Source organism: Pseudomonas sp. B20 (assembly GCF_020515755.1).
Taxonomy (GTDB): Bacteria; Pseudomonadota; Gammaproteobacteria; order Pseudomonadales; family Pseudomonadaceae; genus Aquipseudomonas; species Aquipseudomonas syringae.
Genome location: NZ_JAHPJG010000014.1, coordinates 74,943 through 91,609, shown reverse-complemented (window position 1 = coordinate 91,609; position 16,667 = coordinate 74,943). Strand labels below are relative to the sequence as shown.

Genomic DNA, 16,667 nt, shown 5'->3' with positions numbered 1-16,667 from the left:
CAGCAGAAGGAGCTGCTAGCGCTTCAGACGTGCGCCACTGGTCGCATCGACTGTAGCATCCAGTTCCGCACCGGACAGAAACTGGCTGTAGTAATCATGCAGTTCGGCTTCCCAACCGGCCACCTCGTCCAGCGCCGCCTCGGCTTGTTCCTTGCTCAAGGCAAAGTGAGCGTGCTGACTGAGCAGATTGCCTCGGTTGAGCCGCGCCCCTTCGATGCCGACTGACATGGCAAGTGCCTGAGCAGGCCCTTCGTCCAGAATGGGCAGTACGTCGTACATCGGCGATAACCTCCAGCCACCTTCTTTCCAGATGACTGCGTGGTTACGGGGATGGTCATCGGCATTGCAGACCAGCACGTTGTAGGCCATGCGCCGATACAGCGCCTGCCGATCAACGTCAGGCGCACCACGACGATACAGCTCATCGGCGAGTGCCGCATATTGCCAGTCGGGGTGCGTACGAGCCTTCCACTCGGCGTCCAGCAAGGTCAAGCCGCTGAGCATCGGCAGTCGGCGGAAGCGATGGGTTTGCTCATCAAAAGCGCGGTCGAAACGCTCGACCAACAGTGTATTGATCCGCTCGCCGCGATACAGAGAGGTGTTGGCCGCCTGCAACCCTTTAAGCCCGGCGAAGGTCATGCAGGCATGCTCAACGGAGGGCAGGTCATAGTGATCGAATTTGTCGCGAGGCTTGGCCAGAATCAGTTTTCTGTCGCCCAGATAAGTTCGCTTGGGGCGTGCGCCGCCAGCGGAAGATCGCTGATCCCTTACCTTCAGAACCTCCAGCTGCTCGGCGCTGAGCTGGCTGTCATAGATCGCTTCACAGGCATCGATGAAATGATCGAGCCCTTTGGCACGAAAGGTCTTGGGAGGCGTCTGGCCCAGCCCGTCCTGCGCGACACGCGACAGGCCGGCCATGATATTGCCCGCTCTGTCGCTGTTGGGCGACTTGAGCAGCAGCTGTATCGAGTCCAACGGGCCTTTTTCAACCCGATGCAGCAACCGCTCTCCCCAACCATCGGGCATGGCATCATCGATAAAACCCGGGACGCCACCATTTTTAGTCACGGTGTAGGACCGCGTGGACAGTGGATACCTGAAAGGATCCGGCACCCAGATGTTTTCCTGCACCGCATCCGGTGCATATTGGAATGTTCCGACGCCAGCCTGAATCGTCAGCTTGCCCAGCGTCAGTGTCTCTCCGCTGACAGGGCATTCCATGTAGATATAAGCCTGGGCCATCAGAAGTCCTCCGGCTTGTGTCGAGGCAGGCGGACACGCTTTCGGTCGGCAGCTTCAAGCTGCTCGACACTGAACGACTCGTCATCCCGAAGACCTTGAAACAATCGCTCCGACACTCCCAGCCCCCAGACCACCAACATGAAGTCACGCAGCGACACGCCTTCGGCATTGCCTGCCTCAATACGTCGAAACGTACGAAGCGAGATGCCCAGCCTTTCGGCAAGATCGACCTGGCGTATGCCTTGCTGCAACCTGGTCTGCTTTACCAGCAGCGCAATGCGCAAAAGCGTGTCGGTGCACTGAACGGGGAAAAAAGCCTTCATGAGCAGTTACCAGCGGGCGGGCGCAGGAATTCGAGAAAAACAAAGTAACACGTATAGCTACGTGGACCTGAAAATAATGGCTCACGAAAGAACACATTAACTCTCATAAAGTGTCACAAAGTGACATCTTAATTACTCATAAAAATCGTGATTACTGCCCTCAGCGCTTCACTCCTACATCTTGAGTGCGCAATGCCACGTCACTGATCATCGACATACCCCACCCATCCCCCATCAAAATGTGGCTTACTGAGGACTGCCATCATCCAATCAGGGAATCTCTTCCCTACCCTCGCGGTCTCTTAACGCATGACGAATTCGCGCTCTGCTTTCATACCCTCCTGGCTTCGCCCTGTTCTGCGTCCTTTGCTGGACCCGTATCGCCGTTATCGGCATGCGCGGCTGATCCACGCGGCGCGGATTGCGGTGGGCCTGCTGGTGACTATTCTGCTGACCACTGGCCTCAACCTGCCCCATGGCGAGTGGGCGTCGGTGACCATGCTGATCGTGATCGGCGGTTTGCAGCACCACGGCAATATCGGCAAGAAGTCGGTCGAACGGGCCTATGGAACCTTGATCGGTGCCGGCCTCGGTCTGATCGTGGTGGTCCAGCAGGGCTATCTGGAAATGCCGTTGCTGACCTACGCAATGATGTCGGTGATGTGCGGTTTCTTCGCCTATCACGCCATCGGCAAAGGCGGTTACACCGCGCTGCTGTCGGCGATCACGCTGTTCATCGTTGCCGGTCATGGTTACAACCCGATCAGTGACGGGCTGTGGCGTACCGTCGATATCCTGATTGGTATCGCGCTGGCCCTGGCGTTCTCCTTCGCCCTGCCGCTGTATGCGGTGTTTTCCTGGCGCTACAACCTGGCCAGTGGTTTGCGTGACTGCGCCAAGGTCTACGGGCGCATCGTGCAGGGCCAGCCGGTTACCGCCGACGAGCATTTGAAACTGACCGCCAGGCTCAACGGCACGATGCTGCAATTGCGCTCGCTGCTGCCGTCGGTGTCCAAGGAAGTGAAGATGTCCATGGTCGAGCTGGACGCCATTCAGGGCCACTTCCGCATGTGCCTGAGCACCCTGGAGATTCTCGCCAATATTCGCCCGGCGAACCTGAATCAGCTTGCTGACGAGACGCTCAAGGCATCGCTGGACGCTGACTACCGCCAGATTCGCCGGCAACTGATCGGCATGGCGCGCGCCCTGCAAACCGGGGCCACCGAGCGTCTGGAACGCACCACTGAAACACCGGAGACGCCTGCAGTGAAGGCCGTCATTCCTACCGAGCTGAAGGGCTACCACCTGATGACCCAGCAGTTGGCGCTCAACCTCGACGGCCTGCAGGCGCGTCTGGCCAAGACCGCCAAACGCTGGAAGTTTTAAGGAACCGCCCGTGCCCGATACCCGCCCGCCTGTGCTGGATGAAATCGATCGCCAGCTGATTGCCGCGCTGCAAATCAACGCGCGCGAAAGCGTCGCCATGCTCGCCCGGCAACTGGGCATCGCCCGCACCACCGTCACCTCGCGTCTCGCGCGCCTGGAAAGCAGCAAAGTGATTACCGGTTACGGCGTGCGCCTTGGCCAGCGCGTGGTCAGTGGCGGGTTGCAGGCGTATGTCGGCATCACCGTGCAACCTCGCTCGGGCAAGGAAGTATTGCGGCGCCTCAGTGCCATGGCGCAGGTTCAGCAACTCTGTGCGGTGAGTGGCGAGTTCGATTATGTCGCCTGGCTGCGCACGGATTCTCCCGAGCAACTGGACCAGCTACTGGACCTGATCGGCAGCGTGGATGGCGTGGAGAAGACCACCACATCGATCATCCTCAGCAGCAAGATCGACCGCGGCCAGCCGGTGTAACCGCACGCTTCTATCAAGCAGCCATACAAACCGACCAGCAAATTCGTCACTTAGCCCAAACAAACAGCATATCGACGACACTTTGCGTCTTATTAACGTGTCCGCCCTTCTCTAGACTGTTGTTTTTCGCCGTTGCCCATCAAGGTCTGTCATGAAGAACAATCGTCACCCCGCCAACGGCAAAAAGCCGATCACCATGTTCGGCCCCGACTTCCCCTTCGCCTTCGATGACTGGATTGAGCACCCTAAAGGCCTGGGCAGCATCCCTGTGGAGAACCATGGCGCTGAAGTGGCAATTATCGGTGCCGGGATAGCCGGTCTGGTGGCGGCCTACGAATTGATGAAGATGGGCCTCAAGCCGGTGGTGTACGAAGCCTCGAAAATGGGTGGCCGCCTGCGCTCGCAGGAGTTCGAAGGCGCCAAAGGCATCGTGGCCGAACTGGGTGGCATGCGCTTTCCGGTGTCCTCGACAGCGTTCTTCCATTACGTCGACAAGCTGGGCCTTGAGTCCAGGCCGTTCCCCAACCCGCTGACCGCGGCGTCCGGCAGCACCGTTATCGACCTGGAAGGCACCACGTACTACGCACAGATGCTCTCGGACCTGCCGGCACTGTTTCAGGAAGTCGCCGACGCTTGGGCCGACGCACTGGAAAGCGGCTCGCAATTCGGTGACATCCAGCAGGCGATCCGCGACCGTGATGTGCCACGTCTCAAAGAGCTGTGGAACAAGCTGGTGCCGTTATGGGACGACCGCACGTTCTATGACTTTGTCGCGACCTCCAAGGCCTTCGCCAAGCTGTCTTTCTTTCACCGCGAAGTGTTTGGTCAGGTGGGCTTCGGCACGGGCGGCTGGGACTCGGACTTCCCCAACTCGATGCTGGAAATCTTCCGCGTGGTGATGACCAACTGCGATGAGCACCAGCATCTGATCGTCGGCGGCGTGCAGCAGGTGCCGGTCGGTTTGTGGAGCCACGTACCCGAGCATTGCGCGCACTGGCCCAAGGGCACCAGCCTGTCGTCGTTGCACCGCGGCGCACCACGTCCCGGCGTGAAGCGCATTGCACGCGCCGAGGATGGCAGTTTTGCGGTGACTGACAATTGGGGCGACACCCGGCAGTACGCTGCCGTGCTGACCACCTGCCAGAGCTGGCTGCTGACCACGCAGATCGAGTGTGAAGAGTCGCTGTTCTCGCAGAAAATGTGGATGGCCCTGGACCGCACCCGCTACATGCAGTCTTCGAAGACCTTCGTGATGGTCGACCGCCCATTCTGGAAGGACAAAGACCCGGAAACCGGACGCGACCTGATGAGCATGACCCTCACCGACCGGCTGACCCGTGGCACGTACCTGTTCGATAACGGCGACGACAAGCCGGGCGTGATCTGCCTGTCCTACTCGTGGATGAGCGATGCACTGAAGATGCTCCCGCAGCCCATCGAGAAGCGGGTGAAGCTGGCGCTGGATGCCTTGAAGAAGATCTACCCGAAAGTGGACATCGCAGCGCGGATCATCGGTGATCCGATTACCGTTTCATGGGAAGCCGATCCGCACTTCCTGGGTGCGTTCAAGGGTGCGCTGCCGGGCCATTACCGCTATAACCAGCGCATGTACGCGCACTTCATGCAGCAGGATATGCCCAGCGAACAGCGCGGCATGTTCATCGCCGGCGACGATGTGTCCTGGACACCGGCGTGGGTCGAAGGCGCTGTGCAGACTTCACTGAACGCCGTGTGGGGGATCATGAACCACTTCGGCGGCAAGACTCACGCCGAGAACCCCGGCCCCGGTGATGTGTTCCACGAAATCGGCCCGATAGCACTGGGCGACTGACAGAAGGAAAACTCCATGCGCGTTGCGCTGTATCAATGCCCGCCATTGCCGCTGGATGTCAGCGGCAACCTGACTCGCCTGGAACAGCAGGCTCAGGCCGCCGCCGAGCAAGGGGCACAGGTGCTGATCTGTCCGGAAATGTTCCTTAGCGGCTACAACATCGGCGCTCAGGCTGTCGGTGAGCTGGCGCAGGCGCAAGACGGTCCGGCAGCGACGCGCATTGCCGCCATTGCACAGGCCTGCGGCATTGCGATCCTCTACGGCTATCCGGAGCGCGCAGCTGATCAGCGAATCTACAACGCCGTGCAGTTGATCGACAGCCAGGGCACGCGCCTGTGCAACTACCGCAAGACGCACCTGTTCAGCGAGCTGGACAGGTCGATGTTCGCCGCAGGCGACGATCATTACCCGGTGGTCGAATTGAATGGCTGGCGCCTGGGACTGCTGATTTGCTACGACGTGGAGTTCCCCGAAAACACCCGTCGGCTGGCCCTGGCGGGGGCCGAGTTGATTCTGGTCCCCACCGCAAACATGCTGCCTTACGATTTCGTCTGCGACGTGACGGTTCGGGCGCGGGCTTTCGAGAATCACTGCTACGTGGTGTACGCCAACTACTGCGGCAGCGAGGGCGCGATTCGTTACTGCGGGCTCAGCAGCCTCTGCGCGCCGGATGGCAGCCGCCCATTGCTGGCAGGTCAGGACGAAGCACTGCTGGTCGGCACGCTGGACAAGTCACTGCTGGCCCAGGCCCGAACCGCGAACGACTACTTCGTGGATCGCCGCCCGGCGCTTTATACGTCGCTGACTTGATCAGATTAGCCGGATGGATAATTCCCACGCAGGAGCGTGCGGAATAATCCTATAACTATCGTGCCCACGCTCCGCGACCATCGTCATACACAAGCCCGCTTTTGATTCTGGCCGGAGCCCGTAGCGAACTTGTTCGCGAAGACGGTCGTTCAGGCGATGCATGTTCGGAAGGCTTGTCGACCCCTTCGCGGACAAGTCCGCTCCTACGCCCGTTGGGCAGAATCAACGGCCTCCTGCCCGAGGGGTAGGAGCGAACTTGTTCGCGAAGACGGTCGCTTAAGCGATGCATGTTCGGAAAGCTTGGCGACCCCTTCGCGGACAAGTCCGCTCCTACGCCCGTTGGGCAGAATCAAAAACGCCTCCTGCCCGAGGGGTAGGCGCGAACTTGTTCGCGAAGACGGTCTTTCAAGCGATGCATTGTCGGGAAGCTTGGCGGCCCCTTTGCGTCCTCTATTTCGCAGCTTTGAGCAGCAGGCTCGCGAACGGGTCAGCTAATCCGCTAGCATGACGCCTCGCCTCGCACAGCTTTCCGGACGCCCCTCATGCCTGCCGCACACGCCACTGACACTCAACGCCTCACGCTGGCCAACGGCCTGAATGTGGTGCTGTGTCACGAGCCACGGCTCAAGCGCTGTGCGGCCTCGTTGCGCGTGGCAGCCGGCAGTCACGATGCGCCGAGGGCTTGGCCTGGGCTGGCGCATTTTCTGGAGCATCTGTTTTTCCTCGGCACCGAACGCTTCCCGGCCGGGGACAACTTGATGACCTTTGTGCAGCATCATGGCGGGCAGGTCAATGCCAGCACCCGCGAGCGCACCACCGACTTTTTCTTCGAACTGCCGCAGGCGGCCTTCGCCCAAGGGCTGGAGCGCCTGTGCGACATGCTTGCCAAGCCGCGGATGGACATCGCAGATCAATTGCGCGAACGCGAAGTGCTGCACGCCGAGTTCATCGCCTGGTTCGGCGATAGCGCATCCCGCGATCAGGCGCGCCTGCTGACAGCGATCAACCCTCAGCATCCGTTGCGTGGCTTTCACGCCGGCAATCGCTACAGCCTGCCAGTGCCCAACCCGGCTTTTCAGCAGGCATTGCACGACTTTTATCAAGGCTTCTATCAGGCCGGACAGATGACCCTGTGCCTGAGTGGCCCGCTGCCGATGGCTGAACTGCAGGCGCTGGCGACAAACCACGGCGCAGTTTTCTCCAGCGGGATGAAGCTCAAACAGCTCCCGCCTCCAGCATTGATGGCCAGTCCTCGACAGGCTGGTGAGCAAAACCATCTGCTGTTTGCTGTTGAGGACTTGCCGGACAAGGCTGACGAAGCGGTGGCCTTCTTCTGTCACTGGCTCAATGCAGCGCAGCCTGGCGGACTGGTCGCCGAGCTGGCCCGCAGGGGCCTTTGCACCTCATTGAACGCCGCGCCGCTTTACCAGTTCGGCGGGCAGCTTTTGCTGGATATCGAGTTTAAAGGCGACCCGGCGAACGCGACCGCTATCAGCAGCCTGCTGTTCATCTGGCTCGGTTTTTTCAAGGCTCACTGGCCAACGCGAATCGAGGAATACAACCGTCTCGAACGACGCCGTCTGCAGATGTGCGGAGCGTTGGCTCTGGCAAACCACCACTGTCGCGAAACGCCCGCGCAGTTGAGCGAGCAAGGCCAAAAAGCCTTAAGCGCATTACTGTCGAAGCTCATCGCTGATGTGGATAACCTCGATCCAGAGCCGGTCACTTGGCGCCTGCCAGCGCCGAATCCGTTTCTTGATGCGGCAGCGGACGACCCCGCTGAAGCCGCGCTGTACCTGCGCTGGCAACTGCCGTCCCCGCAGCCCGCTTTCTGGCGGATGCTCAATGCCGCGCTCAAGCCACTGGTCGAAGACGCACGTCAGGCCGGGGTAACCCTGACCTTCACTGCGTACGGCCCTTATTGGCAGCTTCAATTGAACGGCTTGCGCGAACCGATGGTGGCGGTCCTGCAACAAAGCCTGAAGCGCTTGCAGCACCCCGATGCACACACGCTGGAACACGACGAGCCGGTATTGATCCTGATTCGTCAGTTGCTCAGGCAGCTTGCCGATCACTACCTGCGCAGTGACTCGGAACTGACCATAAGCGACCTGCCTGACGTATGGGCGGCTTCGCGCTGGAGCAATTTAACCAGCGGTTTCGACCCGGCCAGCCAGTCAATGCTGGACGCGGTGTTGAATGCAGTACCCGGCGTTCAGCGAACCTCCCCGAGCGATGTGCCAACCATTCGCGCTGGCAAGCACTGGGCGGCGCAAGCTTCGTCCTCCTCGGAAGACGCCGTGCTGGTGTTCTGCCCGGCCCCCTCGACTTCCATCGAAGATGAAGCCGCCTGGCGTCTGCTCGCGCACTTGGCCCAGGCCCCGCTCTATCAGCGGCTGCGGGTCGAGCTGCAATTGGGTTACGCAGTGTTCAGTGGCCTCAGGCAGATCGACGGACGGACCGGCTTGCTGTTCGGCGTGCAATCACCCACCAGCAGTGCCCAACAGCTCTTTGCGCACATCGAGGCCTTTATCGGCAAATTGCCGCAACTGGTCCGCGACGCAGATCTGCCTGAGCAGACCAAAGCCCTTGCAGCGCAGTTCGAGCCGTCGAGCCTGCCGGAGCAACAGCGTGCCGACCTGCAGTGGCAGGCACACCTTGCCGGGCACCAGGGTGACCATGCGCAGACCTTGCAGCAGGCTCTGTCAAATCTGGATACACACTCGTTGCTGGCCTCTGCGGATCAATTGATCAGCGCCACAGGTGGCTGGCTGATCGTGGCCAATCGCCCTGCCAGCGCGGCGGTTCCGCAATCCTTACCTGAACAGTAACGGTCTTTCATGCAGATTCTAGCCCTGCTGAATTGTGAAAATGAGTAACATAGCTCCCTAAGCATCTGAACGTATGCCTCCAGCGATGCACTAAGATGTAGTCACCCACCGCTGCACTTATCCGAGGAGATTTTTATGTCGTGGACTAAACCTGCTTACACTGATCTGCGTATCGGTTTCGAAGTCACCATGTACTTCGCAAGCCGTTGATTTCAGTGCGCTGTGAAGCCTCGGTTCGCCGGGGCTTTTTTTATGGTTATGGCTGTTTTTTATTTCAGAGCGTGTCCCAGGAGCTGTCATGTACATCCAGATTCTAGGTTCTGCTGCTGGCGGTGGATTCCCCCAGTGGAACTGCAACTGCGTCAATTGCGCAGGTTTTCGCGACGGCAGCCTGCGTGCCCATGCGCGGACCCAGTCGTCCATTGCGCTGTCCGACGACGGTATCAACTGGGTGCTGTGTAACGCCTCACCGGACATTCGCGCGCAATTGCAGGGTTTTGCGCCGATGCAGCCCGGGCGCGCATTGCGTGACACCGGCATCAGCGCGATCGTGTTGATGGACAGCCAGATCGACCACACCACCGGCCTGCTCAGCCTGCGTGAAGGCTGCCCGCATCAGGTGTGGTGTACCGATATGGTCCATGAGGACCTGAGCACCGGTTTCCCGCTGTTCGAAATGCTCAAGCACTGGAACGGCGGCCTGACCTGGAACCGCATCGAGTTGCAGGGCAGCTTCGTGATTCCGGCCTGCCCGAACCTGCGCTTCACGCCCTTCCCGCTGCGCAGCGCCGCCCCGCCCTACTCGCCACACCGTTTCGACCCGCACCCGGGCGACAACATCGGCCTGCTGGTCGAAGACACCCGTACTGGCGGCAAGCTGTTCTATGCCCCAGGCCTGGGCAAGGTCGATGAAGCGCTGGCCGAGAAGATGCGTGACGCCGACTGCCTGCTGGTCGACGGCACAATGTGGGACGACGACGAAATGCAGCGCCGTGGCGTGGGCACGCGCACCGGCCGGGAAATGGGCCATCTGGCACAGAACGGTCCCGGCGGCATGCTGGAAGTTCTCGAAGGCTTCCCCGAGCAGCGCAAGGTGCTTATCCATATCAACAACACCAACCCGATTCTCGACGAAGACTCCCCGGAACGTGCGGAGCTGCTCCGTCGCAACGTCGAAGTGGCCTTCGATGGCATGAGCATCGAGCTTTAGGAGCTGACATGAGCGAAGCGACTGCGCTGTCCCCCGCCGAATTCGAACAGGCCTTGCGCGCCAAGGGCGCCTATTACCACATCTATCACCCGTTCCATGTGGCGATGTACGAGGGCCGAGCGACCCGCGAGCAGATTCAGGGCTGGGTCGCTAACCGTTTCTACTATCAGGTGAACATTCCGCTCAAGGACGCGGCGATTCTGGCCAACTGCCCGGATCGCGAGATCCGTCGCGAGTGGATTCAGCGCCTGCTCGATCATGACGGTGCGCCCGGCGAAGACGGCGGCATCGAAGCCTGGCTGCGCCTCGGCCAGGCCGTGGGGCTCGACCCGGACCAGCTGCGCTCGCAGGAACTGGTACTGCCAGGCGTGCGCTTTGCCGTCGACGCCTACGTGAACTTCGCCCGCCGCGCCAACTGGCAGGAAGCCGCCAGCAGCTCGCTGACCGAACTGTTCGCACCGCAGATCCACCAGTCGCGTCTGGACAGCTGGCCGCAGCACTACCCGTGGATCGACCCGGCCGGCTACGAATATTTCCGCACGCGCCTGGGTCAGGCCCGACGCGATGTAGAGCACGGCCTCGCCATCACGTTACAGCACTACACTACGTACGAAGGTCAGCAGCGTATGCTGGAAATCCTGCAGTTCAAACTCGATATCCTGTGGAGCATGCTCGATGCGATGTCCATGGCCTACGAGTTGAACCGCCCGCCGTATCACAGCGTCACAGGCCAAAGGGTCTGGCATAAGGGGATTACCCTATGAAGCACGATCCGCAGTTCCGAGCGTTGACACCCAAATGGCATCAAGGCTATCGCTTTCAGTACGAGCCTGCGCAAAAGGCGCATGTGGTGCTTTACCCTGAGGGCATGATCAAACTCAATGACAGCGCGGCCATGATCGGTGGGTTGATCGATGGCAAGCGCAGCATCGCCGCCATCATTCATGAGCTTCATCAGCAGTTCCCCAATGTTCCCGAACTGGGCATGGACGTCGACGAGTTCATGGAAGGCGCCAAAAAGAAAAACTGGATCGATCTTGTCTGACATAGCACCCGTCACCAACACCCCGTACATACCGCCCACTCCCGAGGTCGGGCTGCCATTGTGGCTGCTCGCCGAGCTGACCTATCGCTGCCCGCTGCAATGCCCGTATTGCTCCAACCCGCTGGATTTTGCCAAACAGGGTCAGGAGCTGAGCACCGAGCAGTGGTTCAAGGTCATGCAGGAAGCGCGGGAAATGGGTGCGGCGCAGATCGGTTTTTCCGGCGGCGAGCCGCTGGTGCGCCAGGACCTCGCCGAACTGATCGCCGAAGCGCGGCGTCTGGGCTTCTACACCAACCTGATCACCTCGGGCATCGGCCTTACCGAAGAGAAGATCATCGCCTTCAAGGAAGCAGGCCTGGACCACATCCAGATCAGCTTTCAGGCCAGCGACGAGCAGGTCAACAACATGCTCGCCGGCTCAAAAAAAGCCTTCGCGCAGAAGCTGGAGATGGCCAAGGCGGTTAAAAAGCACGGCTACCCGATGGTGCTGAACTTCGTGACCCACCGGCACAACATCGATCGCATCGACAAGATCATCGAGCTGTGTCTCGCGCTGGAAGCGGACTTCGTCGAACTGGCGACCTGTCAGTTCTATGGCTGGGCGCACCTGAATCGCCTCGGCCTGCTGCCGACCAAAGATCAACTGGTCCGTGCCGAAGCCGTCACCAATGAATACCGCGTCCGGCTGGAGGCAGAGAATCATCCGTGCAAGCTGATTTTCGTCACCCCTGATTATTACGAAGAGCGTCCCAAAGCGTGCATGAACGGCTGGGGCAATATCTTCCTGACCGTGACACCGGATGGCACGGCGCTGCCCTGCCACGGGGCGCGGCAGATGCCGATCCAGTTCCCCAATGTGCGCGATCACAGCATGCAGCACATCTGGTATGACTCGTTCGGCTTCAATCGCTTTCGCGGTTACGACTGGATGCCCGAGCCGTGCCGTTCGTGTGACGAGAAGGAAAAGGACTTCGGCGGCTGTCGCTGCCAGGCCTTCATGCTGACCGGCGATGCCGCCAATGCCGACCCGGTGTGCAGCAAATCCTATCACCACGGGATTATCACTCAGGCTCGTGACGAGTCCGAAACCGCTACTCAAACCATTGAAGAGCTGGCCTTTCGCAATGACCGAAACTCACGACTCATCGCAAAATCCTCCTGAACGCCTGAGCGCCGCTCAAGCGGTCGCTGCTGGCGTCGACTTCGCCGAACTGGATGTCAGCTCGGCGGGCCTGTTCTGGAACGAATACCGCCCCGAAGACGGCGCCAGCCGCATCTGGCACTGGTACGCCAACAGCAAGCGCTGCCTGACGCCACAAGGCTTCAGCGTACGCAGTCGAGTGTATGAATACGGCGGTGGTTCGTTCTGCCTCGCCGACGACGCCGTAGTCTTCGTCAACGAGCGCGACCAGCAACTGTATCGACAGGCACTGGACGCCAGCGAGCCGGTGGCGCTGACCGAGGGCGACAAGCGCTACGGCGGCGTGTTCTTCAGCGGCGGCCAGATTCTGGCCGTTGAAGAGGACCGCAACACGCATCGACTGGTGGCTATCGGGCTGGCTGACGGCAAGCGCCAGTTGCTGGCCGAAGGCGCTGATTTCTACTCATCGCCGATTGTCAGTGCCGACGGCAGACGCCTGGCCTGGATCGAATGGCAGCGCCCGCATCAGCCGTGGACCAGCACTCGCTTGATGTGTGCGACCAGACAGGACGACGGCAGTTGGGCCACTGCGCAGTGCGTCGCAGGTGACGGTGCGCAAGAGTCTCTGCAACAACCGCGCTTCGATGCCCATGGGCGGCTGTATTGCCTGACTGATCGTGCGGGTTTCTGGCAGCCGTGGGGCGAATCGCCTTCCGGGTTTGCGCCGCTTCCCGCCCGTCCAGCGGATCATGCTTCAGCGCCCTGGCAAATGGGCAGCTGCACCTGGCTGCCGATCAACGATGGCTATCTGGCGAGCTGGTTTGCAGACGGTTCAAGTGTTCTGGGGCTGTGCCAGGCCGACGGCAGCGTCGAGGATTTCAGCGCAGGCTACAGCCGCTTTCGCAGCCTCGCCATTGACGAAGAGTTCGTCTATTGCATCGCGGCCTCGGCCATCAGCACCTCGGCGGTACTGGCTATTTCTCGCCACGACGGCAGTGCCCAGGTGCTTGCCGGAGGCGGATCGCCGCTGCCGGCCGACCAGATCAGCCGTCCTCAGACATTGCGTTACCCCAGTGGCGGGGCCGAGGCTCATGGCTACTTCTATCCGGCCATGACCGGCGCAGAAAAACCGCCGCTGGTGGTGTTCATCCATGGCGGCCCGACCTCTGCCTGCTACCCGGTGCTGGACCCGCGCATTCAGTACTGGACGCACCGCGGCTTCGCCGTGGCAGACCTCAATTATCGCGGCAGCAGCGGCTACGGTCGCGTGTACCGGCAAGGCCTGCACCTCACCTGGGGCGTGGCGGACGTCGAAGACGCCTGTGCAGTCGTGAAACATCTGGCCGAGCGCGGCCTGATTGACGAACGACAGGCTTTTATTCGCGGCGGCAGTGCGGGTGGCTACACCACGCTCTGCGCCTTGGCCTTCCACGATGTATTCCGCGCAGGTGCCAGTCTTTACGGCGTCAGCGACCCGGTGGCACTGGCCAGGGCGACGCACAAATTCGAAGGTGATTATCTGGACTGGCTGATCGGCGACCCAGACAAGGACATCGAACGCTATCAGGCTCGTACGCCCCTGCTGCATGCCGACAGCATCAGCGTGCCGGTGATTTTCTTTCAGGGCGAGCTGGATGCCGTGGTGGTTCCGGAACAGACCCGGTCCATGCTCAAGGCCTTGCAGGACAACGGTATCAAGACCGAAGCGCACTTCTATGCGGACGAGCATCATGGGTTCCGCAAGGCAAATAACCTGGCAGATGCGCTGGAGAAGGAATGGCGTTTCTATCGGGATGTGCTGGATGCCTGATCAGGCCGTGTGATCGTTCCCGCATCAGGGAACGATCAGCGAGTGCAACGAGGTGTTACTTACGCGAAACGATGATGTAGATCGCGTGGATGATACCCGGGATGTAACCCAGCAGGGTCAGCAGGATATTCAACCAAAAAGCGCCAGCAAAGCCTACTTGCATGAACACGCCTACCGGAGGCAGCAGAATGGCGAAAATGATACGAATGATGTCCATGAAAAGCTCCTGATTGATTGGCTCTGATTGGCCATACAGCTAATCGACCCTGGCCGGCGGTGAGGGTTCAACCGGCTCTGGCACCGCGCCATTATTCTTTAGCGGGAGGGGCTCAGGACAAGCGTTGCAATGCGGGCACAGCAGCGTGTGCTGCGAGCGGAAAGAAAACAGAATCGTCAAAACGCAAACAAAGAAAACCCCGCCGAAGCGGGGCTTTCCAGACTGTTTCCCTGATTTCCCTTTCACCCCGCCATCCTGGCAGGCTTCCCTACGTGTCCCTGTTATGTCTTGTTGCGCTTCCTGCGCTACGTCCATGAACAAAGATTAACTTTGGATCCCTTTCTTGGGAAGAGGCCAATTGGCGTCACGTAGTGTAAGCAAATGCTTACAAGACTTTTCCGGGTCAGAATTGTGACGCCTTCAACAGGTACAACGACTCGCTGCCCGCGCGCACCGAGGCATCCAGCGAGTGAATACGCGGCAGCAGACGTGCGAAGTAGAAGCGTGCGGTCCCCAGTTTGCTTGCGTAGAACTCCTCCTGCTGCTCTTTACCCAGTGCTGCCTTGGCCATCATGGCCCACATGTAGGCATACGCCGTGTAACCGAACAGATGCAGGTACTCCACAGAGGCTGCGCCGATTTCATTGGGGTTGTTGCGCGACCGATCCAGCACCCAGCCGGTCAGTTCATCGAGCATGTTCAAAGCTTTGCTCAGCGGCTGAGTGAACTCGCTGAGCGCGTTGTCCGAGCCGCTGATGAACTGGCGGACTTCATCGGAGAACAACTGATAGAGCGCGCCATTCGAACCGACGATCTTGCGCCCGACCAGGTCCAGCGCCTGAATGCCGTTGGTGCCTTCGTAGATCTGCGTGATACGCACGTCACGCACCAGTTGTTCCTGGCCCCACTCGCGGATATAACCATGACCTCCGAATACCTGCTGGCCATGCACGGTGGTTTCCAGACCGATATCACTCAGGAACGCCTTGGAGACCGGTGTCAGCAGCGCGGCCAGATCATCGGCACGTTTGCGCGCGGTATCGTCTTCGCTGAACTTGGCAATATCCAGTTGCAGAGCGACGTAGCTGGAAAACGCCCGACCGCCTTCGTTGAAGGCTTTCATGGTCAACAGCATGCGACGCACGTCAGGGTGGACGATGATCGGGTCAGCGGCCTTGTCCTTGTTCTGCGCACCGGTCGGGGCACGGCTCTGCAGACGGTCCAGCGCATACTCGACGGCGGCCTGATAAGAGCGCACGCCAGACGCCAGGCCTTGAATACCGACGCCGAGGCGCTCGTAGTTCATCATCGTGAACATCGCCGCCAGGCCCTTGTTCGGCTCGCCGATCAGGTAACCGGTGGCGGCGTCGAAGTTCATCACGCACGTCGCCGACGCCTGGATGCCCATCTTGTGCTCGATCGAACCACAACTGACGGTGTTGCGCTCGCCGATGCTGCCGTCGTCGCCAACCATGAACTTGGGCACCAGAAACAACGAGATGCCTTTCGGGCCAGGCGGTGCATCCGGCAACTTGGCCAGCACCAGATGGATGATGTTTTCGGTCAGGTCGTGTTCGCCACCGGTGATGAAAATCTTGCTGCCGGTGATCTGGTAAGCGCCGTCCGCCTGGGGTTCGGCGCGGGTACGAATGATGCCCAGATCCGTACCGGCGTGAGCCTCGGTCAGGCACATCGACCCGGCCCAGACGCCTGAATACATATTGGGCAGAAATTTGGTCTTGAGCGCTTCGGTCGCATGGGTGTCTATCGACACGCAGGCGCCGGAGGTGAGCATCGCGTACAGACCGAACGCCAGGCTGGCAGAGTTGAGCATCTCTTCGACCTGAGCCGACACCACCTTGGGCATGCCCATGCCGCCAAACTCGGGGTTACCGCCCACACCGACCCAGCCGCCTTCGGCGTAGATCCTATAGGCCTCGGGAAAACCTGCAGGTGTGGTGACGACGGTGTCCTTCCAGTGGCAGCCCTCCTCGTCACCGTTGCGGCTCAGCGGCGCAATGGTCTTGCTGGTCACTTTACCGGCTTCTTCGAGAATGGCTTCGACCGTTTCAGCGTCGACGGTTTCGGCCAGCTCGGGCAGTTGAGCCCAGAGCTTTGAAACCTCGAAGACTTCATTGAGGACGAAGCGCATATCGCGCAGTGGCGCTTTATAGTCAGCCATGGCAAACCTCGTGAACACGGATCGAAATGCTTTGGGAAGCCGATCGATGCATCCAGCGACGCAGATCAGCAGTCGAGTTCCACGAGTCTAACCGAACAACATTTCAGAGACATAGGGTCGTGTCATGACTGAATAGTCATACCAGGTCACGGGAAGTGCCAGGGTTT

Annotated in this window: 15 protein-coding genes; 11 read left to right on the top strand and 4 right to left on the bottom strand. The window is 60.2% G+C overall.

Annotation, left to right across the window (positions count from 1 at the left end):
• Positions 1-15: 15 nt before the first annotated feature.
• Entirely contained in the window at positions 16-1,242 is a 1,227-nt protein-coding gene (locus LIX91_RS15125) for a type II toxin-antitoxin system HipA family toxin (RefSeq protein ID WP_226488707.1), read from the bottom strand.
• Positions 1,242-1,565 (bottom strand): helix-turn-helix domain-containing protein, encoded by a 324-nt coding sequence (locus LIX91_RS15120; RefSeq protein WP_003316216.1) that lies wholly within the window; start codon positions 1,563-1,565, stop codon positions 1,242-1,244. Before LIX91_RS15120 ends, LIX91_RS15125 begins: the two co-directional genes overlap by 1 nt.
• A gap of 309 nt (positions 1,566-1,874) precedes the next feature.
• Between LIX91_RS15120 and LIX91_RS15115 the strand changes: the two genes are divergently transcribed.
• The 11 genes from LIX91_RS15115 (at position 1,875) to LIX91_RS15065 (ending at position 14,101) form a co-directional block, all read left to right on the top strand.
• Positions 1,875-2,951 carry an FUSC family protein gene (locus LIX91_RS15115; RefSeq protein ID WP_016569156.1) on the top strand — a complete coding sequence of 359 codons (1,077 nt, stop codon included), beginning with the start codon at positions 1,875-1,877 and terminating at the stop codon, positions 2,949-2,951.
• A gap of 10 nt (positions 2,952-2,961) precedes the next feature.
• A complete protein-coding gene (locus LIX91_RS15110; protein ID WP_002555556.1) occupies positions 2,962-3,423 on the top strand; it encodes an Lrp/AsnC family transcriptional regulator in 462 nt (153 codons plus the stop codon).
• Between the two features lie 151 nt (positions 3,424-3,574).
• Positions 3,575-5,254, top strand: a complete 1,680-nt coding sequence (locus tag LIX91_RS15105) for a flavin monoamine oxidase family protein (RefSeq protein WP_003341224.1) — start codon at positions 3,575-3,577, stop codon at positions 5,252-5,254.
• A gap of 15 nt (positions 5,255-5,269) precedes the next feature.
• Positions 5,270-6,064: a carbon-nitrogen hydrolase family protein gene (locus LIX91_RS15100; protein ID WP_226488706.1), complete on the top strand. Its 795-nt coding sequence runs from the start codon at positions 5,270-5,272 to the stop codon at positions 6,062-6,064.
• Between the two features lie 542 nt (positions 6,065-6,606).
• Complete coding sequence (gene pqqF, locus LIX91_RS15095; RefSeq protein ID WP_226488705.1) at positions 6,607-8,895, top strand: pyrroloquinoline quinone biosynthesis protein PqqF; 2,289 nt, start codon at positions 6,607-6,609, stop codon at positions 8,893-8,895.
• A gap of 135 nt (positions 8,896-9,030) precedes the next feature.
• Positions 9,031-9,105 carry a pyrroloquinoline quinone precursor peptide PqqA gene (pqqA, locus tag LIX91_RS15090; protein WP_003422658.1) on the top strand — a complete coding sequence of 25 codons (75 nt, stop codon included), beginning with the start codon at positions 9,031-9,033 and terminating at the stop codon, positions 9,103-9,105.
• 88 nt (positions 9,106-9,193) lie between these two features.
• Positions 9,194-10,105, top strand: a complete 912-nt coding sequence (gene pqqB, locus LIX91_RS15085) for a pyrroloquinoline quinone biosynthesis protein PqqB (protein ID WP_100073697.1) — start codon at positions 9,194-9,196, stop codon at positions 10,103-10,105.
• Between the two features lie 8 nt (positions 10,106-10,113).
• Complete coding sequence (pqqC, locus tag LIX91_RS15080; protein WP_100073698.1) at positions 10,114-10,869, top strand: pyrroloquinoline-quinone synthase PqqC; 756 nt, start codon at positions 10,114-10,116, stop codon at positions 10,867-10,869.
• A complete protein-coding gene (pqqD, locus tag LIX91_RS15075; protein WP_100073699.1) occupies positions 10,866-11,150 on the top strand; it encodes a pyrroloquinoline quinone biosynthesis peptide chaperone PqqD in 285 nt (94 codons plus the stop codon). Before pqqC ends, pqqD begins: the two co-directional genes overlap by 4 nt.
• A complete protein-coding gene (pqqE, locus tag LIX91_RS15070; protein ID WP_024961471.1) occupies positions 11,143-12,312 on the top strand; it encodes a pyrroloquinoline quinone biosynthesis protein PqqE in 1,170 nt (389 codons plus the stop codon). The genes pqqD and pqqE overlap by 8 nt, the downstream gene beginning before the upstream one ends.
• Complete coding sequence (locus tag LIX91_RS15065; RefSeq protein WP_226488704.1) at positions 12,275-14,101, top strand: S9 family peptidase; 1,827 nt, start codon at positions 12,275-12,277, stop codon at positions 14,099-14,101. The genes pqqE and LIX91_RS15065 overlap by 38 nt, the downstream gene beginning before the upstream one ends.
• Positions 14,102-14,156: 55 nt before the next feature.
• On the opposite strand, the gene LIX91_RS15060 is transcribed toward LIX91_RS15065, so the two are convergent.
• Both LIX91_RS15060 and LIX91_RS15055 read right to left on the bottom strand, forming a co-directional pair.
• Positions 14,157-14,318, bottom strand: a complete 162-nt coding sequence (locus LIX91_RS15060) for a YqaE/Pmp3 family membrane protein (RefSeq protein WP_002555565.1) — start codon at positions 14,316-14,318, stop codon at positions 14,157-14,159.
• Between the two features lie 403 nt (positions 14,319-14,721).
• Positions 14,722-16,500, bottom strand: coding sequence for an acyl-CoA dehydrogenase C-terminal domain-containing protein (locus tag LIX91_RS15055; RefSeq protein WP_226488703.1), 1,779 nt, complete (start codon positions 16,498-16,500; stop codon positions 14,722-14,724).
• Positions 16,501-16,667 lie beyond the last annotated feature (167 nt).

What these genes read in the sequence shown, in the direction of transcription:
- LIX91_RS15125 (WP_226488707.1), bottom strand. Translation starts at nt 1,242, where the DNA reads ATGGCCCAGGCTTATATCTACATGGAATGCCCTGTCAGCGGAGAGACA.
- LIX91_RS15120 (WP_003316216.1), bottom strand. Translation starts at nt 1,565, where the DNA reads ATGAAGGCTTTTTTCCCCGTTCAGTGCACCGACACGCTTTTGCGCATT.
- LIX91_RS15115 (WP_016569156.1), top strand. Translation starts at nt 1,875, where the DNA reads ATGACGAATTCGCGCTCTGCTTTCATACCCTCCTGGCTTCGCCCTGTT.
- LIX91_RS15105 (WP_003341224.1), top strand. Translation starts at nt 3,575, where the DNA reads ATGAAGAACAATCGTCACCCCGCCAACGGCAAAAAGCCGATCACCATG.
- LIX91_RS15100 (WP_226488706.1), top strand. Translation starts at nt 5,270, where the DNA reads ATGCGCGTTGCGCTGTATCAATGCCCGCCATTGCCGCTGGATGTCAGC.
- pqqF (WP_226488705.1), top strand. Translation starts at nt 6,607, where the DNA reads ATGCCTGCCGCACACGCCACTGACACTCAACGCCTCACGCTGGCCAAC.
- pqqB (WP_100073697.1), top strand. Translation starts at nt 9,194, where the DNA reads ATGTACATCCAGATTCTAGGTTCTGCTGCTGGCGGTGGATTCCCCCAG.
- pqqC (WP_100073698.1), top strand. Translation starts at nt 10,114, where the DNA reads ATGAGCGAAGCGACTGCGCTGTCCCCCGCCGAATTCGAACAGGCCTTG.
- pqqD (WP_100073699.1), top strand. Translation starts at nt 10,866, where the DNA reads ATGAAGCACGATCCGCAGTTCCGAGCGTTGACACCCAAATGGCATCAA.
- LIX91_RS15065 (WP_226488704.1), top strand. Translation starts at nt 12,275, where the DNA reads ATGACCGAAACTCACGACTCATCGCAAAATCCTCCTGAACGCCTGAGC.
- LIX91_RS15060 (WP_002555565.1), bottom strand. Translation starts at nt 14,318, where the DNA reads ATGGACATCATTCGTATCATTTTCGCCATTCTGCTGCCTCCGGTAGGC.
- LIX91_RS15055 (WP_226488703.1), bottom strand. Translation starts at nt 16,500, where the DNA reads ATGGCTGACTATAAAGCGCCACTGCGCGATATGCGCTTCGTCCTCAAT.